The organism is Bacillus cereus group sp. BfR-BA-01441 (assembly GCF_022663075.1).
GTDB lineage: Bacteria > Bacillota > Bacilli > Bacillales > Bacillaceae_G > Bacillus_A > Bacillus_A cereus.
This window is the reverse complement of the sequence record NZ_JAKUEU010000022.1, coordinates 47,507-71,749: the sequence shown is the minus strand read 5'-3', so window position 1 is coordinate 71,749 and position 24,243 is coordinate 47,507. Positions and strand designations below refer to the sequence as shown.

Below are 24,243 nucleotides of genomic sequence, written 5' to 3'. Positions count from 1 at the left end.
ACCACAACAGCAGCAACCTTATGTGAATCAAGCTCAACAATCACAAGCTCAGCAACCATACATGAATCAACCACAGCAGCAGCCTTATATGAATTCGCAATATTATATGCCACCACCATCTCCGTATGCTAATCAACAAGCGATGTTTTATCCACCAAAACAACCGTACCCGACGCAGGGTAAGCAAAAGCAACAACAGCCAAGTCAGTTTTCTAGTTTTGTTTCTCAATTTAAAACATCAGATGGTAACTATGATGTAAATAAAATGATGAATACAGCTGGACAAATGATGAATGCGATGAATCAAGTGACAGGTATTGTAAAGCAAGTTGGAGGCTTTTTTGGTAAGTGATGTTGAAGGATTGTCTATAAAAACAATGTAAATGAAATAAAGGACTAGACAAATTTCCTTGTAATAAATGGGTATATATAACAAACGGCTTTCTCTCTTTTCTCATACTGTAAAGTGTAATCAGATTTTTTTAACGAGAGAGGAGAGAAAAAACTATGCATCATTGTCATCCTTGCTTTGGAGGGCATAAGCCTACAGGACCTATTTGTACGACTGCTCCTGTCATTCATCCGACGAAACAATGCGTAACACACTCTTTTTCAACAACGGTGGTGCCACACATTTTCCCAACACATACAACACATGTACATCATCAACAAATTAAAAACCAAAACTTCTTCCCGCAAACAAATTCAAATGTAAATGTTGTGGACCCAATCGACCCAGGATTCGGTGGCGGATGTGGACCGTGTGGCCATGGTCATCATCATCATCACCACGGTCATCAAATATCTCCATTTGGGCCAGGACCGAATGTATCACCGTTTGGACCAGGACCAAATGTATCACCGTTTTTACCAAACAATGTATCACCAGTAGGTCCAAATATCGGACCAAACGTTGGTGGAATATTTAAAAAGTAAATGATATGTTAGAACTAGCGAAATGCTAGTTCTTTTTTTGTAATTGGAGTGTTGATATGAAAGTTATTGCAGTAACAGGATATAAGCCATTTGAACTTGGAATATTTAAAAATGATCATCCAGGAGTGGAGTGTATAAAGAAAGCATTACACCGTAAATTAATCACTTTTGTAGAAGATGGTTTAGAATGGGTTATAATAAGCGGCCAATTAGGTGTAGAATTATGGGCTGCTGAAGTTGTTTTTGAAATGCAAGTAGAATATCCTGATTTAAAATTAGCGGTATTCACTCCGTTTTTAGAACAAGAAGAAAATTGGAAAGAAGATAATCGTGAATATTACGAATTTATTCTTTCTCAAGCAGACCATGTTGATAGTATCACGAAACGGAAGTATGAAAGCCCAGAGCAATTTAAATTAAAAAATCAATTTTTTATTGAAAAAAGTGATGCGCTTTTAGCGGTATACGATGAAGAAAAACCAGGAAGTCCCAAATATATTGTAGAATCAGCAAAGAAAAAAGGAGAAATAGAAAATTATCACAGTTATTTCATTCTTTTTTCTGATTTACAAGATATAATAGAAGAGGAACAGTGGAATAATGCAGAGTAATATGTAATATAGTACTCGTATATATGATTGACAAAAAGCATTGTTTCTGAAAAAATTTAGTTAATGAAAGTTTTGGTAAAAATTTGAGGTGAAGAAAATGATTTCGGATAAAATTAAATTAACAGCGAAAGATATTTTAGAAAAAGAATTTAAAACAGGTATGAGAGGTTATCAGCAAGAAGAAGTAGACAAGTTTCTTGATATGATCATTAAAGACTATGAAGCTTTCCACAAAGAGTTTGAGCAATTAAAGCAACAAAATGCTCGTTTAAAGCGTGAATTAGAGGAACAAAAACTAGCAGTAACGCAAGTTCCACAACAACCTGTACAAACACCAGTTGCACAACCGGTTTATAACAACACGAATACGGATATTTTAAAACGCTTATCTAACTTAGAAAAAGCTGTATTTGGAAGTAAGTTATACGAATGATGTAAGGTGGGAAAAGGTTTAAGCATTTTACATAGAAAAAAACGTTGCAAAATCTTTTTGTTTCCACTATACTAATGGATGTCATAACGTTTGGGTAATCGCTGCAACGCCAACGTTGTAGAGGAAAGTCCATGCTCGCACGGCCTGAGATGGCTGTAGTGTTCGTGCCTAGCCAATTCATAAGCTAGGGTATTCTGGCTGTAAGGCTGGTTTAACGGCAGGGAAAAAACCTAAGTCCTTTCGGATATGGTTTGACTACCTTTAAAGTGCCACAGTGACGAAGTCCTTGAAGAAATGATAGGAGTGGAACGAGGTAAACCCCACGAGCGAGAAACCCAAATAATGGTAGGGGAATCTTTTCCAAGGAAATGAACGACGGGAAAGGACAGGTTTTATAACCTGTAGATAGATGATTGCCACCGGAGTACGAGGCGTGGGCCGTTTGTAGTACAAAGGAACAGAACATGGCTTACAGAACGTTATGAACCAACTATGAAATAACTCAGCTCTCCTTTGTTAGAGGAGGGCTTTTTATTTGTATGAAGTTATAAAGTATGAGTTAAAATGGTTAATGAGAAAATTTTTCGTAAAATGTAATAATTAATAGGACCAATTGCTATTAATTATTGTTTGAATATACATAAGAGGTGAATGCAAATGGGAAAAGTTACTTTAATTGCAACAGCGGCAATGGGTATTGAAGCGTTAGTTGCCCGAGAAGTTCGCGATCTTGGTTATGAATGTCAAGTAGAAAACAGCAAAGTAACATTTGAAGCAGATGAAAAGGCGATTTGTCGTACGAACTTATGGTTACGTACTGCGGACCGTGTAAAAATTAAAGTTGGCGAATTTAAAGCAACGACATTTGATGAGCTATTTGAAAAAACGAAAGCATTAAACTGGGGAGATTATATTCCAGAGAATGGTGAATTCCCTGTTATTGGTAAATCTTTAAAATCTGAATTATTCAGTGTTTCGGATTGCCAACGTATCGTTAAAAAAGCTGTCGTTGAAAAATTAAAAACAACATATAAACGTACAACTTGGTTTGAAGAAGATGGTCCGTTATTCCGTATCGAGATTGCAATGCTCAAGGATATTGCAACATTAACAATTGATGCGAGCGGTGTTGGGCTTCATAAACGTGGATACCGTATGGATCAAGGGGAAGCTCCGTTAAAAGAAACATTAGCTGCGTCTTTAATTAAATTAACAAACTGGAAGCCAGATCGTCCATTTGTTGATCCATTCTGTGGATCAGGTACAATTCCGATTGAAGCAGCATTAATTGGACAAAACATTGCACCAGGATTTAACCGTGGTTTCGCATCTGACGAGTGGGGCTGGGTAGGTAAACAAAACTGGCGTGAAGCTCGTCAAGAAGCTGAAGATTTAGCGAACTATGATCAACGATTACAAATCATTGGATCAGATATTGATCATCGTATGATTCGAGTTGCTCAAGATAACGCAGAAGAAGTAGGCTTAGGCGATTTAATTACATTTAAACAAATGCAAGTAAAAGATTTTACAACAAAAGAGGATTATGGCTACGTTGTAACGAATCCTCCATACGGAGAACGTTTAAGTGAAAAAGCACTCGTTGAACAACTGTATAAAGAAATGGGACAAGTATTCCGCCCATTAGATACATGGTCAGCGTATGTATTAACAAGCTACGAAGCATTTGAGAAGTGTTACGGAAAAGATGCGTCGAAGAAGCGTAAGCTGTTTAACGGATTTATCCGTACAGATTACTACCAATACTTCGGAAAACGTCCACCGCGTAATTCATAGTATAAAACTCCTCTAGCGCGCATATACTGGCTATTATGTAATGCGTAAAGGAGGAAGTCATATGGATAATTTTCAATTATCAATGATTCAAAAAGCTATTCACCGTACGTATGATGAGCTCGGAAAAGAAGTGGATAGTCAAGGTGCGATTGTAGATGAAATACAAAAAGCACAAGAAGAATATTTGTCAGCTCTTTCACATGAAACAGCGATTGATAAACGGTATTTAAAGTCATTAATATAGAAGAAAATTTTCCTTTTTCGAAAGGAAAATTTTTTTTCGTGAATTTCTATGTATTGCAACAGGGGAAAGTGGCTGCACACATATGCGTAGCAGTTGCTATTATCTTTTTATAGAAAAACTTTTTGGTTGGAGGCTAAGGATGTTTACTGAGAAGAGATTACCATTTGAAGTAGGAAAACAAGATAATTTTTATGATAAGTTGAATGAGTGGATTGGAGATGTGTTTTACGACATCCTTCCGGAAAAAGGCTTTGAAGAGCGTGATGAACAAATTTTTATGGCGTTTCAGTTAGAACGCGCTTTCCAAGAAAAGAAAGTTATGTTCGCAGAAGCTGGTGTAGGAACAGGGAAAACAATTGTATATCTTCTATATGCAATTTGTTACGCGCGTTATACTGGGAAACCAGCTATTATTGCTTGTGCAGATGAAACGTTAATTGAGCAGCTTGTGAAAGAAGAAGGGGACATCGCTAAGTTATCTGAAGCATTAGGGCTATCTGTTGATGTAAGGCTTGCAAAATCAATGGATAATTATTTATGCTTACGTAAACTTGAAGATGTTATGAGTGGACGAGCTCCAGAAGTAATTGAAGACGTATATTACGAGTTACCACAGTTTGTATTCGATCATGGTACGATGCAAAACTTTACTCACTATGGTGACAGAAAAGAATTTCCACTTTTAAATGACGAAGAATGGTCAAAAGTAAATTGGGATTACTTCCAAGATTGCTTTACTTGTGATTCTCGTCATCGTTGTGGACAAACTCTTTCTCGTGAACATTATCGTAAAGCAGCAGATTTAATTATTTGTTCTCAAGATTTCTATATGGATCATATTTGGACGTACGATGCTCGTAAGCGTGAAGGGCAAATTCCATTATTACCAGAAAGTAGCTGCGTTGTATTCGATGAAGGACATCTTGTAGAATATGCAGCTCAAAAAGCTTTAACATACCGTTTAAAGCAAACGATGATGGAGCAACTATTAACGAGATTGCTACAAAACGATATTCGTGAGGAGTTTGCACATTTAGTAGAAGAAACAATTTGGCAAACTGAACGATTCTTTGATGTGTTACAAGAGAATAAAAAGGAAATTGCCGGTTCTGATCGTCTAGAAATTACTGTGACAGAAAAAGTAACAGCTGAAGCGAAACGACTTTATGCAAAAATCGGTGAAGTTGGAGATGCATTAGTATTCGAAAGTGAAATGCATACAGTAAACACGTATGATTTAAATATTGTTGATGAGCATTTAGATGTATTAGAACATTCACTTCGTCTGTTCATGCACGAGAAAAATGTAATTACTTGGGGTGAAGAAGGTGATGGTGCCTTCACGTTAGTTATTATGCCGCGTGCAGTTGAAGAAGTGTTACAAGAGAAAGTATTCTCGAAGAAAATACCGTATATTTTCTCTTCTGCGACATTATCGAACAACGATTCATTCGCTTTCACAGCTAATAGCCTAGGGGTAAAAGATTACTTGTCATTCTCAGTTGCTTCACCGTTTGATTACGAAGAGCAAATGACAGTAAACTTACTATCACATACGAAAGAAAATGAATGGGAAAGAAAGTGTCAATATACACTTGAAAATATACAAAAAACAAATGGACGTACGCTTGTATTATTCCGTACAACGCAAGAGCTTGCAGCGTTCAAAGAGTATGTAAGTAAAGAGCAAATGTCGGTTCCGTTCTTATATGAAGGAGATCAGGAAATTAGCCAGCTCGTTTCTCGTTTCCAAAATGAAGAAGAGACTGTACTTTGTGCGGTTCATTTATGGGAAGGTTTAGATATTCCTGGTTCATCATTATCGCACGTTATTATTTGGTCTTTACCATTCCCTCCAAACGATCCTGTGTTTGAAGCGAAACGTAAGCACGTAAATGATCCATTCTGGGATGTAGATGTACCATATATGATTTTACGACTTCGTCAAGGAATTGGGCGTTTAATTCGTACAAGTGAAGATAAAGGTGCTATATCAATTTTCTTATCTGATTCAGAAGATGAGAAAGTAGTTGCAGCTGTGAAAAATGTACTGCCAGTAGAAGGTAAAGAATTATAAGGAGAAAGCTTGGCGCTTGCCAAGCTTTTTTTCTATTATAAAAGGAATTTATGTTTCTGTGTCGAATTAAATTTGAGGTAGAAAAAGGAGGCTTTTATACGATGACAGTTGCTACATATGAAGTAGAAAAACAATTTTTAACATACGTGAAGAAGATACAAAATTACGGAGAAGCATTAAGTTTAATGTTTTGGGATTTAAGAACAGGTGCACCCAAAAAAGGTGTAGATCAGCGTTCAGAAGTAATTGGTATGCTTTCGTCAGAAGTGTTTGCTATGTCGACTTCAGATGAGATGGGAAACTATTTAACAGAACTTGAAGCTTTAATACGTGAAGATAAACTTTCTGAAACGACAAAGAAAATGGTTGAAGAGTGTCGGAAAGAATATGATAGAAATAAAAAAATTCCACAAGCTGAATATGAGGCTTATGTGAAATTAGAAGCGAAAGCAGAGAGTGTGTGGGAAGAAGCTCGCGAAAAATCTGATTTCGAAATGTTCCGCCCGTACTTAGAAAAAATTGTTGAATTTAAAAAGAAATTTATTACATATTGGGGTTATGAAACATATAAATATAATACATTATTAGACATGTATGAGCCAGGTATTACAGTAGAAGTTTTAGATCACGTATTTGGTCAACTTCGTGAGCGCATCGTGCCGCTTGTAAAAGAAATCTCTGAGTCTAAAAAAGGATTAAAAACAAGTGCTTTATCGGAACAGTTTTCAAAAGAAAAACAAAAGAACTTTACATTAGAACTATTAAAGCAATTGAATTATGACTTTGAAGCAGGTCGTCTTGATGAAACAGTACATCCTTTCGAAATTACATTAAATAGAGGGGATGTTCGTATTACGACACGCTATGATGAAAAAGATTTCCGTATGGCTGTATTTGGAACAATTCATGAATGTGGTCATGCAGTATATGAACAAAACATTGCAGAACAATTTGAAGGTACACCACTTTGCAGTGGTACATCTATGGGTATTCACGAATCACAATCATTATTCTTTGAGAACTTTATCGGCCGTAATAAATCATTCTGGAAGAAAAATTATGATTTATTAAAAGAGTATAGCGATGGTCAATTTGATGATATGTCAGTCGATGAGTTTTATGATGCAATTAACGAATCGAAGCCGTCATTCATTCGTATAGAAGCAGATGAGCTTACATACCCCCTTCATGTTATGGTGCGTTATGAATTAGAGAAAGAATTATTTGATGGTACATTACAAGTGAAGGACTTACCAGCAGCTTGGAATGATAAGATGGAAGCATATTTAGGAATTCGTCCGGAAAATGATGCACAAGGTGTATTGCAAGATGTTCACTGGGCTGGTGGCTCATTTGGATACTTCCCATCTTATGCGCTTGGTTACATGTATGCAGCGCAATTTAAGCAAAGAATGTTAAAAGACATTCCGAACTTTGATGCATTATTAGAAGAAGGAAACGTAACACCGATTCGTGAATGGTTAACAGAAAACATTCACCAATACGGTAAAACGAAAAAGCCACTTGAAATTTTAGAAGATGTAACAGGTGAAGGCTTAAATGCAAACTACTTAGCCGATTATTTAGAAGCGAAATATAAAGAGATTTATGAGTTGTAAAAAAAGAGCTGCTTAATTGCAGCTCTTTTTTAAAGGGGGATGGGAGAATGGACTATACATATACAGTAATGACGCAAGAAGAAGCAGAAGAAATTGCATACAACTGGCATTATGAAGGGAAATATTCCTTTTACGATATAGAGGCAGATGAAGAAGATTTAGCTGAATTTTTACATGATGAAAGTAGAGGGGATCATACATTTTCTGTGAAGGAAAATGGCACTCTCATTGGTTATTTTACTGTTTGTAAAATAAATGACGGAACGGTTGATATTGGTCTTGGAATGAGACCTAATATGACTGGGAACGGATTTGGTTTACAGTTCTTAAACGCTATACTAGCTTTTAGTAAAGAAAAATATGGATGCAAGTATATAACACTATCAGTAGCTATATTTAATGAGAGAGCGATTAAAGTGTATAAAAGGGCAGGGTTTGAAGTAGTTGGAACGTTTATACAGAAAACAAATGGTAGTTGTTTTGAGTTTTTGAAAATGAATTATATATGTAAAAATGATTAAAAAACAGAAGAATCTCCTTCTGTTTTTTTTATGCAGAAATAAATCATACTTTTTGTAATTGGAAGTTTTGAAATTTTGGAAGAGGATGTGTATGATTGAAGTTTAATAGTAAATAGCAAGTTTAGTAAGGAGAGACAGCATGAGTATAATTAAAACGAAAAATGAAATAGAGTTAATGCATGAATCTGGAAAATTACTTGCTTCATGTCATAGAGAAATTGCGAAGATGATGAAACCAGGTATTACTACAAAAGAAATTAATACGTTTGTTGAAGCATATTTAGAACAGCATGGTGCAACGTCTGAGCAGAAAGGGTACAACGGATATCCATATGCGATATGTGCATCTGTAAACGATGAAATGTGTCATGCGTTTCCGGCCGATGTTCCTTTAACTGAGGGTGATATTGTAACAATTGACACGGTAGTAAACTTAAATGGGGGTCTTTCAGATTCTGCTTGGACGTATAGAGTTGGAAAAGTTTCTGATGAAGCAGAAAAGTTGTTGTTAGTAGCTGAGAATGCTTTGTATAAAGGAATTGACCAGGCGATAATCGATAACCATGTAGGAGATATTGGCTATGCAATTGAAAGTTATGTAACAAATGAAGGTTTTTCTGTTGCAAGAGACTTTACGGGACATGGAATCGGTAAAGAGATTCATGAAGAACCAGCAATTTTTCATTTTGGGAAACAAGGACAAGGACCTCAGTTACAAGAAGGAATGGTAATTACAATTGAACCGATTGTAAATATAGGTATGCGATATTCTAAAGTAGATTTAAATGGGTGGACTGCACGAACGATGGACGGGAAATTATCAGCTCAATATGAGCATACAATTGCGATTACAAAAGATGGGCCAATCATTTTAACGAAGTTGTAATTGGAAATGAAAGAGTTTGCAAAACTCGAACAAAAATAGTAGTTTTTAAAAATTTGTACGTGTTTTTTCGATAAATGCTTTTCAAAGCATAAAAAGTACGTTATAATCCTTCTATAAAATAAATAGTTAGCTACACTCATATAATCGCGGGGATATGGCCTGCAAGTTTCTACCGAAGTACCGTAAATACTTTGACTATGAGTGAGGACGAATATAATTGCTTGTTTAGCATTCTTTTTTTGCGAAACTCCAAAAGCGCGTCTCTCACTTGTAACGAGTGGTGGTGGCTTTTGGAGTTTTTTTATTGCATAAGAGGGGGAACAAACATGAAAGTATTACAAGAAAAGATTTTGAACGAAGGAAAGGTTTTATCTGGTGACGTATTAAAGGTAGATGCTTTTTTAAATCATCAAATTGATCCAGTACTTATGCAAGAAATCGGAAAAGAATTTGCTAAACGTTTTAAAGAAGAGAACATTACAAAAATCGTGACGATTGAATCTTCAGGCATTGCACCAGCAGTTATGGCTGCATTAGAGCTTGGTGTAAAAGTAATTTTTGCACGAAAACGTAAATCGTTAACGTTACAAGATAATATGTACGTTGCAAACGTATATTCATTTACAAAACAAGAAACAAATGAAATTTCATTATCTCGAAATCATATCGATGAAAATGATCGTGTATTAATCATCGATGACTTTTTAGCAAACGGTCAGGCTGCTTTAGGTTTAATGAGTTTAGTAGAGCAAGCTGGAGCGAGTATTGCAGGAATTGGAATTGTTATTGAAAAAGCATTTCAAGATGGAGGAAAGAAGCTTCGTGAACAAGGCGTTCGTGTTGAATCACTAGCAGAAATTGCATCACTTGATAACGGCACAGTTACATTTGTACAGCAAGAAACTGCGGAGGTGAAATAAACGATGAAGCAGCATCCATTTAAAATTGCATCGCTTGGTATGCAGCATATGCTTGCAATGTATGCTGGAGCAATTATCGTTCCGCTTATTGTGGGCGGTGGACTTGGTTTAAATCAAAAAGAGTTAACATATTTAGTCTCAATTGATTTATTAATGTGCGGCGTTGCGACAATTTTACAAGCATTATCAAATCGCTTTTTCGGTATAGGACTTCCCGTTGTACTTGGTTGTACATTTACAGCCGTTGGACCGATGATTGCGATTGGAAAACAATACGGTGTGTCTTCAATTTATGGAGCAATTATTGCTGCTGGGTTATTCGTTGTTATTTTTGCGAAATTATTTGGAAAACTTGTAAAACTGTTTCCACCTGTTGTAACAGGATCTGTTGTTACTGTAATTGGAGTTACACTTGTTCCAGCAGCAATTAATGACATGGCTGGAGGAGTAGGAAGTAAGGATTTCGGTAGTCTTGAAAATTTAGCATTAGCATTTGGTGTGTTATTATTTATCATCATTATGTATCGTTTCTTTGATGGATTTATTCGTTCAATCTCTATTTTACTAGGTCTATTGTTCGGTACTATCGTTGCAGCGTTTATGGGGAAAGTAAGTTTGCAAGCGGTTGGAGAGGCGGATTGGTTCCACGGTATTCAACCATTTTACTTTGGTACACCAACATTTGAATTAACACCAATTATTACGATGATTCTCGTTGCTTGTGTAGGGATTGTAGAAGCAACGGGTGTATACTTTGCATTATCTGATATTTGCAATAAAAAAATCGGTGAAAAAGAATTAACAAAAGGCTATCGCGCAGAAGGATTAGCGATGGTGTTAGGTGGCATTTTCAACGCGTTCCCATATACAACATACTCTCAAAACGTAGGACTTGTTCAATTAACTGGAGTAAGAAATCGCGTTATTATTTATACTTGCGGTGGTATGTTAATCGCACTTGGTTTCATTCCAAAAATCGCAGCTATTACAACAATTATTCCGAAATCAGTACTGGGCGGTGCGATGTTAGCGATGTTCGGTATGGTTATGGCATATGGTATTAAAATGTTAAGTAGCGTTGACTTCGGAAGACAAGAAAACTTATTAATCGTTGCATGTTCTGTCGGAATTGGGCTTGGCGTAACAGTCGTTCCTACATTATTTTCACAACTTCCAGAAAGCATTCGTATTTTAACAGATAACGGAATTGTACTTGGAAGTGCGTCAGCAGTACTTTTAAATATCGTATTTAATATGGTGCCGCAGCGCAAAGTGAAAGTAGAAGAAGAGCCAGTATCTATGCAAAATGCAGTAAGAGAAGCGTAAAAAAGCAAGGTCTCGTTATGAGACCTTGCTTTTCTTTTTAAGTGGCATCATTTTCCCGTAAGTACCAAGACGCCAAATGTACTCAAGTGGTCCGTATTGGTAATGTGAAAGCCACCAGCGGCTAATAAAGATTTGTAACGTGTAGAAACTAATGCAGAATAGTGGTCCAACCCATAATGGAGCAGGATAATAATTTTTAAGAAATAGACCAAATACAAGTAATGTAACAATTGTATGCGAGATGTAATTTGTTAATGCCATTCGTCCAACGTATTGGAATGGACGTAATAACGTTTGCCATTTTTCTATTTGTAATAAACGCATTAGTGTGAAAATGTAGAATATGAATAACGTTTTTCCGCTAAACATTGTAAAGACCTGCATATAAATTGGTTCATAAAATGGTTTTGATAAGAAGTAACGAACCATGAAGAACCACATTGGTAATGTAAAAAGGAACATAATAATTTGCCATTTTTTAAGCTTTGGATCTAACTCTTTCGCGCGGCGGAAAATATCCTTTTTGCCGGCGTATAAACCAAGTAAAAACAGCCCAACTGTTTCTGGGAGCATAAGTAAATTTAATCCAATTCCATCAGCGTAAAATGCATGGAAACGATTTTGTATTTGTGACAGCCAGTCTTCTAATGGCATGATAGGTAAGGAAAAACCTAGCTCTTCCTTTGGTACCAATGCAACCGTAATACCAGCCATTAGCATAATGAATTGAAAAATACTCAATAAAACGATAGCCCATATTAAAATAGTACGAGGTTCTCTCTTATAAAATAAAAATAAGAAAAATCCAGCAATCGCATAAGTATGTAAAATGTCTCCGTCCCATAAAAGAACGTAATGTAAGAAACCGAATAATAATAAAATAAGTAAGCGGCGAACAAATAAAATTTTTGGATGATCTGTTTTCGCTTCAGCACGACTCATAAAAATATAAAAACCTAATCCGAATAAAAACGAAAAAATTGTATAAAATTTCGTTTGAATAAACATATCGTAAAATAGGCGAATGTAGCTGTCTATCCCTTCGTAAATTCCTGAAAGATCACGTGAGTCAACCCCGGCGATAACAGGCCAATTCACAAGAAAAATACCTAGTACAGCTATTCCTCTAATAATATCAATGGAGTGTATCCTCTCGCCTTGTGTGAGATTTTGTGTCATTTTTTTCCTCCTTGTTAAGTAATTCCCTTTTATTATACGAAATGTAAGGTGGAGGGGATAGGGGATATTTCCATTTTTTTAAACTGTTAAGTTATGTAGGATGAGATATAATAAGAGTGCACAACAAGTTTTAACCTTTTTCAAAACAGGCAGTAAAGCTCCTTCTTATAAGGAGCTTTCTTTATGAAAAGTGTTGATAATGATTCTCTTTAATGATAAACTGTATTCAAAAGTGATAATCATTATCAAAAAAGGTTGGTGCGTAAGTATGGTATATGCATTAGTAGCAGGTACAGTCGCTGTATATGCAGTTATTGCGAAGTATGTTTTAAATGGAGTAGGAACAGCAAAATGAGTGATATGACATAAAATCCCTTTCATTTGTAAAAAGAATGAAAGGGATTTTTTATTTTTAATGAGAATATGCTGAAAATTTAGTATGATAGTAAAGTGAAACTGTAATCAATGGGTAGGTGTAACTCTCACTGGTTATGAGCTCGCAAATAGCGGGGAAAAGTATATACATCTTGGATAAAGGGGAACAAGGGGATGACAAACATAGTACAGACAAACGGTATGAAAAAACTTGTTTGTTTTTATGAAGAGTGGCAAAAACACGGCGATGCAGAGAATAGTTTAAAGTTGTTTGAGGTAATTCAAAAATATAAACAAGAACAGCTTATGATAGCGTTCTGCGGTCACTTCTCTGCAGGGAAATCAACGATGATGAATCATCTATATAAAGCGCAGTTGTTACCGACAAGTCCAATTCCGACAAGCGCTAACGTTGTCAAAATTGAAAAAGGAATGGATCGTGTTGTTGTAACGGTTAAATCTGGAGAGCAGTACGAATATGACGGTGCATATTCAGCAGAAGAATTAAAACAAATTTGTAAAGACGGCGATGAAGTAATTGGTGTTCATATTTATCGAAACGACGCGCCGATTCCTGAAGGGGTTATGTTAGTTGATACACCAGGGATTGATTCAACAGATGATGCCCATCAATTAGCGACAGAGTCGACACTTCATCTGGCAGATGTCATTTTTTATATGATGGATTATAATCACGTCCAATCGGAAGTGAATTTACAATTTGTTAAAGAATTGAAACAACGTAATAAAACGGTTTATCTCGTTGTAAATCAAATAGATAAACATAAAGAAAATGAATTATCGTTTGAGAATTATAAAGATAGTGTAAAACAATCATTCTCTAACTGGGATATTGAAGTAGATGGTGTTTATTATACGTCATTACGAATGATGAACCATCCACATAATGAAATTAGAAGCTTAGAAGCGTTAATTACTTCTATTATGAAAGAAAAAGAGCAGTATGTAAGGACTGGAATGGAGCGAGAAACAGAATATTTAATGGGAGAACATTTCTCGTTTATTGTTTCTGAAAATGAAAAAGCTCTCTTGAAATATGAGGAAGAGTTAGCATCACCACTTTCTATTTCAGAGGTAGTTGAAAAGAAGGAAGAGTTAACGGAAGCGAAAAATCGTGAGGCAAGTAAAGAATCTCATGTGAGAAACGAATTTATAAAAGGTTTACAAGCTATATTAGATAACGCTTATTTAATGCCATTTGAAATGAGAGAATTGGCAAATGCATATTTAGAAACGAAATTAACAAAATTTAAGGTCGGTTTGCTATTTTCGAAAGGAAAGACGGAGCAAGAAAAACAAAGACGTGTAGAGGCGTTTTATTCTGCCCTTCAAAAGACTGTTGAAACGCAGCTTGATTTTCATGTGAAGGAATTTATTGTAGCCTTCTTAAAAGAAGAAGGATTGTTCACGGAGGAAATTGGGAAAGACATATATGGGTTAGAAATTGCTTTCGGACCAGAAATGTTGGCCGAAGTAATTAAACAAGGTGCAGGTTTCACAGGTGATTACTTACTTCTTTATACAGCGGATGTAGCGAATGAACTGAAGAAACGTTATTTTATAAAAGCACAGCAAATTTTTGATAAAAGTGCGGTCGTTTTAAAGCAAAAGGTGAGGGAAGCAGTTGCTCGTATTGAAGAAGAGATTGAAACATATACGATGTTGCAAACGGCGAAAGAAACACAATTACAATACAGTAACAATTTGGAGGCATATGAAGACTATTTACGAAATGTTTGGCACGATCATGTTGCTACGCCTGAAGGGCTGCAAATAGATGAGATATTGCAAAGGGAAAAGCAAATTGTTAGTGAGAAATTTACACTACAAGAGCAGGAAATCGTAAGCGATAACGTAGCGGTTCATGAAGAAGAGCTGAAAGGAACGGCGGCTTTAAATATTCAGCGGATATTAGAGAAAGTGAAAAAAGCTGAAACGATATTAGAGCCATTGCCAGCGCTGAAACATGTACAGCAAGAGGTAATAGAGAAAAGAAGACGTGTGGAAACAAAACAATTTACAGTAGCGTTATTCGGGGCATTTAGTGCTGGAAAATCATCATTTGCCAATGCCTTACTCGGTGAGAAAGTACTTCCTGTATCACCAAACCCGACGACGGCAACGATTAATCAAATTTTGCCGGTTACAGAGGAAAAACCACACGGAACAGTAATTGTTCAGTTTAAATCAAAGCAAGCGTTATTAGAAGATATGAAAGCTGTTTATAAGCTGTTTCATTATGAGATTGCTACGTTAGATGAAGCGTTAGCACAAATTGATAAAGTTATGAAATATCCTTCACCAACTGGGAAGCAAAAAACAACATTTAGCTTTTTACGAGCGGTACAAAAAGGATATGATGCAGTTTCTACTTATTTAGGAGAACAAGTACAAGTTACATTAGAAGAGTTCTCTGATTATGTAGCGAATGAAGAGAAATCATGCTTCGTTGAGTATATGGAACTTTATTATGATTGTGCTTTAACAAGGCAGGGAGTAGCGCTTGTAGACACACCTGGAGCGGATTCTATTAATGCTCGCCATACGGATGTTGCATTCCAGTATATTAAAAACGCAGATGCTATTTTATTTGTAACATATTATAATCATGTATTCTCTCGTGCTGACCGTGAATTTTTAATTCAGCTTGGTCGTGTAAAGGATACTTTTGCCCTTGATAAAATGTTCTTCTTAATTAATGCGGCGGATTTAGCAGAGTCTGAAGAAGAACTTGAAATGGTAAAAGGTTATATCGCAGATCAGCTGCTGCAATACGGTATTAGAAATCCGCGTTTATTTGCAATTTCAAGTTTATGTGCGCTTGAAGAGAAACAAGGAAAGAATGTTGAAAAAGAGAAGTATGGTATTTTACAAAACTCTGGGATTACGAAGTTTGAGGAATCATTTACGTCCTTTATGATGAGAGATTTAATGCTTGTTTCTGTGCATGCTCTATATGGTGCTTTGCAAGGGGCAGATCAGCTTTTAGTAAACATGATAAAGGGTGCAAAACAGGGGAATGAAGAGAAAGAGAAGCAAACGAAAAAATATGAAGCAGAGCGTGATCAACTACTTCATATCATTTCATCATATAGTGTACTTGCTGAAGAACAGGCGATGCAAAATGAAGTGAAAGAGTTGCTTTATTACGTGCAACAGCGTCTATTCCTGCGCTATAACGATGTGTTTACTGAATTTATTAATCCGGCGTCACTTCGAACGGATGGAAATGTGAAAACACAATTGCAACAGTGTGTTATGGAATTAGTAGCATTTATTCAGCATGATTTATTGCAAGAAATGCGTGCGACATCATTACGCCTTGAAAAATGGATAGACGAAGCGATGAAGCGTGCAAAGGACGAAATTGTAGTGAACTGTAAAGTAGAAAATGAATCAATTTCTATGAATAGAATAGTGGAGTATGAATATAAAGATATTACACATAAAGAACCGTTCCCTTCAGTTGAAATAAAAGATTTCAAAAAAGCACTGGCACATTTTAAAAATGAGAAAAGCTTTTTTGAAAAGAATGACAAAGCTTTTATGCAAGAAGACGCTAAATCTGTATTAGAACCGTTCGTATCAAACTATGTAGCTGATGAAAAAGATTTATTTGTTCATCATTATAAGCAAGAGTGGGATATGAAGTGGAACTTATTCCAAAAAGTGATGCAGCAAGATGTGATGAACTATTATGAAAGTATATTGTTTGCATTGGCTGAAACGATCGATGTATCTCTATATGAACAAAGTAAAGAACAATTGCAAAAGCAGTTAGTAGAGATTGAAAAAGAAATTTATGTTATATAGTCGTTATGAGAAAAAGATTCGTTCAATTTTCTTTTGCAGTACAGTATCTAAAGATTTTACAAATCCAGCAAATTCATCGGTAGAAATCATATGAGTAAGAACGAGTCGTCTGCCATCTGGTGTTTCACCGCATAAGACGAATGAAGAAAATTCATATGTTTTGTTTTCAACTACTAATTTTGGATAGGAATACGTGTCGCTTTTCTTCTTCTTTCCATCAATAGAGATGACGTTGCATTTTTTCTCATTGTTGTCCATGGTGAATCCCTCCTTTCTATTACTTATGGTAGACAAGGAGGGTTTAGAACAATAGAGAAGGGGGAATTTTTTATGTCTGTTGTAATAGAACGTATTCCAAAAGAGGCTATACCGAAGTCTTTATTGCTACTTGCTGATCCAAGTGAACGGCAAATAGCTACATATGTACAAAGAGGATTAACATACGTAGCTAAGCAGGGGGGGAGCGTTATCGGTGTATATGTTCTTTTGGAAACAAGGCCAAAGACGATGGAAATCATGAATATTGCGGTTGCAGAGCATTTACAAGGAAAAGGGATTGGGAAGAAGCTATTAAGGCATGCTGTAGAAACTGCTAAAGGATATGGTATGTCAAAACTTGAAGTTGGTACAGGCAATTCTAGTGTTTCACAACTTGCTTTATATCAAAAATGTGGATTTCGTATTTTTTCTATTGATTTTGATTACTTTTCGAAGCATTATGAAGAAGAGATTATTGAAAATGGGATTGTATGTCGTGATATGATCCGGCTTGCAATGGAATTGAATAAAAACGTATAACTATTTAGGGGGAAGAGAAGATGGAAGTACATAAAGCAATTACAGCACATTCTCGTAAACAAAATGAAAGTGTAAAAGCATGTTTACAATTAGATGCACAGCGTGAAGCAGCTATTGAAGCTGCCGTATCTCTTGCGTCAAATGGGAAAGAATTTTCGGTTGATGTCATTAATGTTGTAACGAAGCAAATTAATGATCTTGCAAAAAATGGTGTTACCTTGCAGCGTAAATATGTTACAGAAGAAATGGTTATGGAGTATGTAAGTCGTTTGAAAGAGAAAGAAGGTCTTTAAAGATGATAGTTACAGTCGAATGGTTACGTGAGCATATAGAAGATGAGAATGTCCGTATAATCGATTGTCGTTTTGATTTAGCAAATCCTAATTGGGGTAGAGAAAAGTATGAAGAAGGACATATTCCTCATGCGTTATATTTTGATTTGAATTTAGATTTATCAAGTCCTATAGCAGAACATGGTGGCCGCCATCCTTTACCAAATATTGAGGAGTTTGCAGACAAGCTTTCGGAGGCTGGTATTGATGAACATACGAAAGTAATTGCGTATGACAGTCAAGCCGGTGCAAATGCTGCTCGTTTATGGTGGTTATGTAACTATGTAGGACATGAGAAAGTATATATATTAGATGGTGGTTTCCCGGCTTGGAAAGAGAATGGACTACCGACAACAACGGAAATTCCTGTTGTTATACGAAAAACATTCAAAACAAACATACAAGATCATATGCTTGTAACGATGGAAACGGTCAGAGAGAATATCCGTGCAGGTGCGGATGTTACATTAATTGATTCTAGAGAGCCAAAGCGTTATGCTGGTGTCGAGGAACTTGTCGATCATAAAGCAGGTCATATTCCGACAGCGGTAAACCATTTTTGGAAGGATGGAATGTTGCAATCAGGACAATTTAAGAATGGAGCTGGGCAACAAGAACGCTTCCAAAATCTTTCGAAAGATAAGGAAACCATTGTATATTGTGGTTCTGGTGTTACAGCGTGCCCAAATATCGTTGCATTAAAATTAGCTGGATTCCAAAATGTTAAATTGTATGCAGGTAGCTGGAGTGATTGGATTTCTTATCCAGAAAATCAAATTGCAAAAGAAGAAGATTAATCACTTGCATGCAAAAATAATTTGTATTAAAATAAGGTCACAAGCAAGAGATTGCTCGAAAAACTTTGTATTTTACACATTGGAAACAATGTGATAATATAACGACAAGTAAATAATACATCCTGCGGTGTACGTAACTTATTTATGTCTAAAACCGATGTTAGTTATACGGAAGCTCAATATTTAGCGACCATCATCAAGCCTTCCTTGTGGAGGAAGATGTACGGTAACTGTGAGGGCATCCACCTGCGAGTAGCGGGTTTTTGGACATTTACGAGGAGCGGCACGTGCGGGGGTCTTATTTCAACTAACCTTATATAAAATTCCTACGGTGTACGTAGCTTATGCATGTCTTAAACCAATAAGTTTAATATGGAAGTTCAATATTTAAATGTAGCTAACATGCCATCTTTTTAAGAAGGAAGTTACAAACATTTGTGAGAGCATCCACCTGTGAGAGCAGGTTTATGGACATCTAGAGAGAACGGCATATGTGGGGCTATATAAAAACCTTACGTTTTATACGTAAGGTTTTTTTGTTGCATAGATATATCAATATTATCTTGATTCACCTGTGAAGTTTCCGTAATAAATGTAGCACTTTCTGTCTTCATCAATCTCTCTTGAATCTAAGGAGAACTCCATAGACATGCCGTCTCGCTGAATATATATAATATCTGAATGAAGAGATGGTAAAATTTCTTCATAGTTCCATACATCTTGACTATCTATTATGTTTGAACTCGTTTCACTTAGTTCTCTAATTTCAAAACCGATGTAGGAGTATGTAGGGTCTGAAGGGTCATTTGCGAAAACTTCTTTTTGAATATAAATAACTGCTGTTCCGTCTGGATCAACCGAAGTTGCAGTAACAATATAAGTATTTTTCTCTTTAATAAAATATTCACAAGTCATGCGTGCGATAATTTCAGAATTAGAAATATTGGCGTAGTTCCATAAAGCAGGATACCCTTTCGTTTCATCATTAAGTCGATATTCTAAGCGCATTTAATCCCTCTTCTTCCTTTTTCTTCTACTTTATCATGCCATCCTATATAATAGGAATAGAATTTAAAAAGGGGAGTGCGAAGGTGACAAAAACGAAATGGCTAGTAGGTGGTGTCGTAACGTCTTTAATGACTGGCACTTTATTTGGTTGCGCACAAGATCTTCCCCCAAAACCGAATGATAATAGTTGTTCTGATTGGGATTGGGATGATGAACTTGGGGTATGGCAGTGTGATGATAGTAGTTCAGGTTATCGTGGGCATTACTTCTATGGTGGGCGATACTATCAAAATAAATCCACTTTTAAAAATTCATCGGCGTTTAAATCGTATCAATCGTCTGCTGAATTTAAAGGTGGAATTGGAAGCGGTTCAAAGGGAGGATTTGGGGGCTAAAATATGTCGCAATACATAAGGGATAGAAAAGAATTTTATTTAAAATATCCGAATTTTTGGTCGGATTTATATGAATGTGAGTATAGTTTGTTTCATGTTTTTTCTATAACAAATCAGACTTTGGAACAATTACACTTAGCGACTGAACGAATGGGTAAAATATTTTTTAAGACTGCTAGACTTTTGCGAAATTTAAGTGACGAACAGCTTCTTGAGCTTGGTTTTCCTCCTGCGAGCTTATCATTCATTAGAATGAAAGGGCTTTATCCTGAATCTGTAATTTCGCGATTTGATTTTGCCGTAACAGAGGATAACCAAATCAAAATGCTTGAGTTTAATAGTGATACACCAACTTTTATTATGGAATGCTTTCAAATGAATGGGAAAGTATGTGGAAATCTAGGCTATGATGATCCAAACTCAGATCAAGAACGATTGCTATCTTCTGGTGTAACGAAAGCAGTAATGGAAGCGACAAAGGGATTAGATAATCCAAATGTTGTTTTTACAGCACATCATGAACATATCGAGGATTGGAATACCACTATGTATTTAAGTCAGCTATGCCATGTTGAAAATAAAGTAGTGCCAATGTCAGAACTTAGAATTACAAAAGATGCTCTAGTCGATAAAGATGGGGCGAAGATTGATGTTTTATATCGCCAAACATATCCGATAGAAGATTTAATTGAGGATCAAGATCCTGAAACAGGAGATTTGGTAGGTGTGGAACTGCTGCAACTTGTAAAAGCCGGAAAGCTTTTTATAATAAATCCTTTGTCAGCATTTTTACTTCAGCCAAAATCAATTCAGTGTCTTATTTGGGGGTTAGCAGAAGAAGAGGTCTTTTATACAAACGAGGAACAACAGTGGATTAAAGAATATATGTTACCTACATATTTAGAACCAGATTTATTTTTAGGAAAAGGTTCTTTCGTTCAAAAACCTTCATTTGGGAGAGAAGGAGATACAATTACGATTCGCGATAAAGACGAAAATATTATGCTTCAAAATGCACACCAAACATATAAAGCGTCACTACCGATATTTCAAAAGTATATCGAACTGCCAGTCGTATCCTTGGAAACAGAAAAAGGGATCGAGAAACTGTCATATGTGTTTGGTTCGTTTTTAATTGCTGGAAAAGCGAGTAGTATCGGTATTCGCGCGGGAGAAAAGATTACAGGAAATGAATCGTACTATTTACCGGTAGGTATAAAAAGGAGGGGAAAAAATGATTAATTTTTTATTATATTTAGCAGTAACACTCGGCCTTTTATGTATTGGTCTGTTCTTGATGGAAGTGACAACGAAAGTTAAGGAATTTAAGTTAATGGCTCAAGGTAATAAGGCGGTAAGCTATGTGCTTGGAGGGCGATTACTTGGGTTAGCTATCGTTTTATATTCGACAGCAGCTAATTCAATTTCACTTCTTGATATGATTTCGTGGGGAGCAGTTGGGATTTTGGCTCAAATTATCGTCTTTTATTTAGCTGAGTGGCTTACACCACGCTTTAATATAAACAAAAGTCTCGAAGAAGATAATCAAGCAGTCGGTCTTTTTCTTATGTTTTTATCGCTTTCAATTGGGATTGTAATTGCTGGTTGTATAACTTATTAAAAACTTTACGTTTAAACGTAAAGTTTTTTATTTTATTCCGTAAAAGCCCGATTGGTGAGGGCTAATAATCAGTGGGGGATGAACAAAACCCCCACTGATTAAAGTTTCACTTTATATACGTTAGTTTGCCATACCATTTGAAAAAATTGTAGGCTACGGTTGACATCTATTTTAAATAAGAGTAACATTTTCAATGTAATGAAAATAAGTCTCTGTTAGGTGAGGCTCCTGTATAGAGAAATGCTACTGCCCAAAAATGTCGAGAGACGCCAATGGGTCAACAGGAATGATCGAATTAAGGTTTTTCTTAACGTAGCTGGTAATGTACCTATGCTATACAGTGCTAAAACTCGGTGAGGGAGAGGTCCGTAGATTTCTAATTATATTAGAAATCGTTTATTTGTGTATGTAATGGCCGCTACTCTCTTAAGGGTAGGGGTCTTTTTTGTTACCAAGCTATGAGTAATTTCATATTATAAACTATAAAATTAAACGAGGAGGTGAGGAGCATGTCAAATTCTGACTCGGTTCCGTTACCCATATACTTCAAATCAAAAATATATGATGTAGGCAGGAAACGATTTGTTCCTCCCTCTATATTTATCACAATATAGCGTTTATAAAGCGCGAGACACTTTCACAGTAAAGTGGATAAATTGAGAAACAAAGCGTTTCTTCCTATGTTGTAAAGGAGGAGACGATAATATGTTATATGCAAACAAAACTGTGGGTAACACGTCATATAAACTAAGTAAAAAATCAATAAAAGAACAAACAATGCTCCAAAAAAATAAAGATTTATTAATTGAAATTGCAACAAGAGATGTAAAATCTGTATTTGCATATTTTAAAACAACAAGAGACGGACTATCAATGAAAGAGGCACAAAAACGTATTCAAGTATATGGCCGAAATGAACTAACTTCAAAAAGAGCACTTCTTGCAGAAGTAATGATGAAGCTAGGTGGCATGATTCCAGGTTTTTCAAAACAACGTGTGTGTGATGAATTACAACGTGAAACGATTACTGTATCTAGAGTAGAATGTTCTAGTAGTACAGGGCTAAATAGTGAACTGAAAATGATGGAGATACCTGTGCAAGAACTTGTACCTGGAGATATGATTTTTCTTTCGGCTGGAGATGCTGTGCCAGCTGATGTACGTATTATTTATGCAGATGATTTATTAGTGAATGAGTCTGTGTTAACGGGAAACGAAGCGAATATAGAGAAGTTTGAGAGCTGCTATCACCTTGAACGTAAACGGTTTATTCCATTAAAACGGATGAAAGATTATAATCCACTTGAGCTTGAAAATGTATGTTTTAAAGGTTCGCATATTGTTAGTGGAAATGCAAAAGCTATCGTTGTTTCTACTGGAAAAAATACGTATTCAGGCATCTTGCATACTTGTTGTAGTAGAACGTCTTAATGTGTTAATGATGCTAAATATACAAAAACAATGTATAATAGACAAAGTTGAGCAAAAACGTAGAATGGTAATCTATTTATATAACCTTACGTGATAACGTAAGGTTATTATTTTTTTAATAGGAGAGGAATTATGAAAAAAGTATTATTAGTTGATGGTATGGCACTATTATTTCGTGCTTTTTACGCAACAAGTGTCTACGGACAATTTATGAAACGACAAGATGGAACCCCTACGAACGGGATTCATGGTTATATGAAACACTTATTAACAGCTACGCAAGCGATCGAACCAACACATATCGTTACATGCTGGGATATGGGAAGTACGACATTTAGAACAGAATCGTTCTCGAATTATAAAGCAAATCGTGCAGCGCCACCAGAAGAATTAATTCCTCAATTTGATTTAGTGCAAGAAATGACTGCAAAATTATCCATTCCAGTTATCGGTATGAAAGGCTACGAAGCCGATGATTGTATCGGTACGCTTGCAAAACAATATTGCAATGAAGCTGAAGTTTATATTTTAACAGGTGATACGGATTTACTTCAACTTGTTGATAAGAGCGTTACAGTCATGCTTCTGCGTAAAGGAATTGGAAATTACGAATATTACACACCGGAGAAAATCATGGAAGAAAAAGGTGTAGAGCCGTGGCAAATCGTCCATGCAAAAGCTTTCATGGGAGATACAAGTGATAATTATCCAGGGGTAAAAGGTATCGGTGAAAAAACAGCGTATAAGCTTATTCAAGAGCACGGAACAGTATCCGCTGTACTAGAAAATGTAGAATCATTAACAAAAGCGCAGCGTACGAAGATTGAAAGTGATTTAGAGAACTTAAATATTTCGTTACAATTAGCCCAAATTCACTGTGAAGTTCCAATTTCATGTTCACTAGAAGAAGGATTACACACAATGGATGAAGAAAAACTTAGATTTGTTTGTGAAGAAATGAATTGGGGAAGACCTGAAATATTAATAAATATGCTATAAATAGTTTGGGAAGAGGGATGTTGCATAAGTCGAACTTTGACTTGGTGACACCTTCTTTTTGTTTTTGTAAACAGTATGATAATAAATAAAATTATGTCGAACTC

At 35.9% G+C, this 24,243-nt stretch carries 25 protein-coding genes, 3 other RNA genes and 2 riboswitches; of the genes, 25 read left to right on the top strand and 3 right to left on the bottom strand.

Going from position 1 to position 24,243, the window contains the following annotated elements; genetic code table 11:
- The 13 genes from MR107_RS12020 to pbuX all read left to right on the top strand — a co-directional run.
- A partial coding sequence (locus MR107_RS12020) for a YppG family protein (protein ID WP_242292394.1) occupies positions 1 to 352 on the top strand: 352 nt, incomplete at its 5' end.
- Positions 353 to 507: 155 nt separating this feature from the next.
- Complete coding sequence (locus MR107_RS12015) at positions 508 to 936, top strand: CotD family spore coat protein (RefSeq protein WP_000546270.1); 429 nt, start codon at positions 508 to 510, stop codon at positions 934 to 936.
- 56 nt (positions 937 to 992) lie between these two features.
- Entirely contained in the window at positions 993 to 1,547 is a 555-nt protein-coding gene (locus tag MR107_RS12010) for an SLOG family protein (protein WP_000862908.1), read from the top strand.
- Positions 1,548 to 1,644: 97 nt separating this feature from the next.
- Complete coding sequence (gpsB, locus tag MR107_RS12005) at positions 1,645 to 1,980, top strand: cell division regulator GpsB (protein ID WP_000622431.1); 336 nt, start codon at positions 1,645 to 1,647, stop codon at positions 1,978 to 1,980.
- An 86-nt stretch (positions 1,981 to 2,066) separates the two neighbouring features.
- Positions 2,067 to 2,457: RNase P RNA component class B (gene rnpB / locus MR107_RS12000), an RNA gene on the top strand.
- 180 nt (positions 2,458 to 2,637) lie between these two features.
- Positions 2,638 to 3,777 carry a THUMP domain-containing class I SAM-dependent RNA methyltransferase gene (locus tag MR107_RS11995; protein WP_000521224.1) on the top strand — a complete coding sequence of 380 codons (1,140 nt, stop codon included), beginning with the start codon at positions 2,638 to 2,640 and terminating at the stop codon, positions 3,775 to 3,777.
- A gap of 61 nt (positions 3,778 to 3,838) precedes the next feature.
- Entirely contained in the window at positions 3,839 to 4,021 is a 183-nt protein-coding gene (locus tag MR107_RS11990; RefSeq protein WP_000368570.1) for a DUF3921 domain-containing protein, read from the top strand.
- Between the two features lie 139 nt (positions 4,022 to 4,160).
- Positions 4,161 to 6,098 carry an ATP-dependent DNA helicase gene (locus MR107_RS11985; protein ID WP_000493709.1) on the top strand — a complete coding sequence of 646 codons (1,938 nt, stop codon included), beginning with the start codon at positions 4,161 to 4,163 and terminating at the stop codon, positions 6,096 to 6,098.
- A 101-nt stretch (positions 6,099 to 6,199) separates the two neighbouring features.
- On the top strand, positions 6,200 to 7,717 hold the full coding sequence (gene ypwA, locus MR107_RS11980) for a carboxypeptidase (protein ID WP_000215074.1): 1,518 nt from the start codon (positions 6,200 to 6,202) through the stop codon (positions 7,715 to 7,717).
- A gap of 47 nt (positions 7,718 to 7,764) precedes the next feature.
- A complete protein-coding gene (locus MR107_RS11975) occupies positions 7,765 to 8,238 on the top strand; it encodes a GNAT family N-acetyltransferase (protein ID WP_088344789.1) in 474 nt (157 codons plus the stop codon).
- Between the two features lie 139 nt (positions 8,239 to 8,377).
- Positions 8,378 to 9,124, top strand: a complete 747-nt coding sequence (locus MR107_RS11970) for a type I methionyl aminopeptidase (RefSeq protein ID WP_000022484.1) — start codon at positions 8,378 to 8,380, stop codon at positions 9,122 to 9,124.
- Positions 9,125 to 9,240: 116 nt separating this feature from the next.
- A riboswitch (purine riboswitch) is annotated at positions 9,241 to 9,342 on the top strand.
- A gap of 108 nt (positions 9,343 to 9,450) precedes the next feature.
- Positions 9,451 to 10,044, top strand: a complete 594-nt coding sequence (locus MR107_RS11965; RefSeq protein WP_000866483.1) for a xanthine phosphoribosyltransferase — start codon at positions 9,451 to 9,453, stop codon at positions 10,042 to 10,044.
- A 3-nt stretch (positions 10,045 to 10,047) separates the two neighbouring features.
- Positions 10,048 to 11,370: a xanthine permease PbuX gene (gene pbuX, locus MR107_RS11960; RefSeq protein ID WP_048538184.1), complete on the top strand. Its 1,323-nt coding sequence runs from the start codon at positions 10,048 to 10,050 to the stop codon at positions 11,368 to 11,370.
- A gap of 15 nt (positions 11,371 to 11,385) precedes the next feature.
- Here pbuX and MR107_RS11955 read toward each other — a convergent pair whose 3' ends face one another.
- Positions 11,386 to 12,549, bottom strand: a complete 1,164-nt coding sequence (locus MR107_RS11955) for a DUF418 domain-containing protein (protein ID WP_242292393.1) — start codon at positions 12,547 to 12,549, stop codon at positions 11,386 to 11,388.
- A gap of 190 nt (positions 12,550 to 12,739) precedes the next feature.
- Here MR107_RS11955 and MR107_RS11950 point away from each other — a divergent pair, with 190 nt between their 5' ends.
- Entirely contained in the window at positions 12,740 to 12,904 is a 165-nt protein-coding gene (locus MR107_RS11950; RefSeq protein WP_002182615.1) for a hypothetical protein, read from the top strand.
- A gap of 194 nt (positions 12,905 to 13,098) precedes the next feature.
- The gene (locus MR107_RS11945; protein WP_242292392.1) at positions 13,099 to 16,758 is read left to right on the top strand and encodes a dynamin family protein; all 3,660 of its coding nucleotides are present in this window, start codon (positions 13,099 to 13,101) and stop codon (positions 16,756 to 16,758) included.
- Between the two features lie 3 nt (positions 16,759 to 16,761).
- On the opposite strand, the gene MR107_RS11940 is transcribed toward MR107_RS11945, so the two are convergent.
- Complete coding sequence (locus MR107_RS11940; RefSeq protein ID WP_000369740.1) at positions 16,762 to 17,016, bottom strand: DUF3931 domain-containing protein; 255 nt, start codon at positions 17,014 to 17,016, stop codon at positions 16,762 to 16,764.
- 72 nt (positions 17,017 to 17,088) lie between these two features.
- On the opposite strand from MR107_RS11940, the gene MR107_RS11935 reads away from it, so the two are divergent.
- The 5 genes from MR107_RS11935 (at position 17,089) to ssrS (MR107_RS11915) (ending at position 19,189) form a co-directional block, all read left to right on the top strand.
- Complete coding sequence (locus MR107_RS11935) at positions 17,089 to 17,556, top strand: GNAT family N-acetyltransferase (protein WP_000117689.1); 468 nt, start codon at positions 17,089 to 17,091, stop codon at positions 17,554 to 17,556.
- Between the two features lie 20 nt (positions 17,557 to 17,576).
- On the top strand, positions 17,577 to 17,849 hold the full coding sequence (locus MR107_RS11930; protein ID WP_000451817.1) for a YpbS family protein: 273 nt from the start codon (positions 17,577 to 17,579) through the stop codon (positions 17,847 to 17,849).
- A 2-nt stretch (positions 17,850 to 17,851) separates the two neighbouring features.
- On the top strand, positions 17,852 to 18,685 hold the full coding sequence (locus MR107_RS11925) for a sulfurtransferase (RefSeq protein WP_071740361.1): 834 nt from the start codon (positions 17,852 to 17,854) through the stop codon (positions 18,683 to 18,685).
- A 116-nt stretch (positions 18,686 to 18,801) separates the two neighbouring features.
- A non-coding RNA gene (ssrS, locus tag MR107_RS11920) (6S RNA) lies at positions 18,802 to 18,984 on the top strand.
- Positions 18,985 to 19,005: 21 nt separating this feature from the next.
- A non-coding RNA gene (ssrS, locus tag MR107_RS11915) (6S RNA) lies at positions 19,006 to 19,189 on the top strand.
- A 54-nt stretch (positions 19,190 to 19,243) separates the two neighbouring features.
- Here the strand turns inward: ssrS (MR107_RS11915) and MR107_RS11910 are convergent.
- Positions 19,244 to 19,693 carry a hypothetical protein gene (locus MR107_RS11910; protein WP_086395962.1) on the bottom strand — a complete coding sequence of 150 codons (450 nt, stop codon included), beginning with the start codon at positions 19,691 to 19,693 and terminating at the stop codon, positions 19,244 to 19,246.
- Positions 19,694 to 19,776: 83 nt separating this feature from the next.
- Here MR107_RS11910 and MR107_RS11905 point away from each other — a divergent pair, with 83 nt between their 5' ends.
- From MR107_RS11905 to MR107_RS11885, 5 genes are all read left to right on the top strand, one after another.
- Complete coding sequence (locus MR107_RS11905) at positions 19,777 to 20,088, top strand: hypothetical protein (protein ID WP_000169030.1); 312 nt, start codon at positions 19,777 to 19,779, stop codon at positions 20,086 to 20,088.
- A 3-nt stretch (positions 20,089 to 20,091) separates the two neighbouring features.
- Positions 20,092 to 21,330 (top strand): glutathionylspermidine synthase family protein, encoded by a 1,239-nt coding sequence (locus tag MR107_RS11900; protein WP_086395963.1) that lies wholly within the window; start codon positions 20,092 to 20,094, stop codon positions 21,328 to 21,330.
- On the top strand, positions 21,323 to 21,709 hold the full coding sequence (locus MR107_RS11895) for a DUF350 domain-containing protein (protein ID WP_000606857.1): 387 nt from the start codon (positions 21,323 to 21,325) through the stop codon (positions 21,707 to 21,709). The genes MR107_RS11900 and MR107_RS11895 overlap by 8 nt, the downstream gene beginning before the upstream one ends.
- Before the next feature lie 204 nt (positions 21,710 to 21,913).
- Positions 21,914 to 22,079, top strand: a riboswitch (M-box (ykoK) riboswitch).
- A gap of 335 nt (positions 22,080 to 22,414) precedes the next feature.
- A complete protein-coding gene (locus MR107_RS11890) occupies positions 22,415 to 23,140 on the top strand; it encodes a P-type ATPase actuator domain-containing protein (protein ID WP_000964949.1) in 726 nt (241 codons plus the stop codon).
- Between the two features lie 132 nt (positions 23,141 to 23,272).
- A complete protein-coding gene (locus tag MR107_RS11885; protein WP_000757075.1) occupies positions 23,273 to 24,139 on the top strand; it encodes a 5'-3' exonuclease in 867 nt (288 codons plus the stop codon).
- The last annotated feature ends 104 nt before the right edge of the window (positions 24,140 to 24,243 follow it).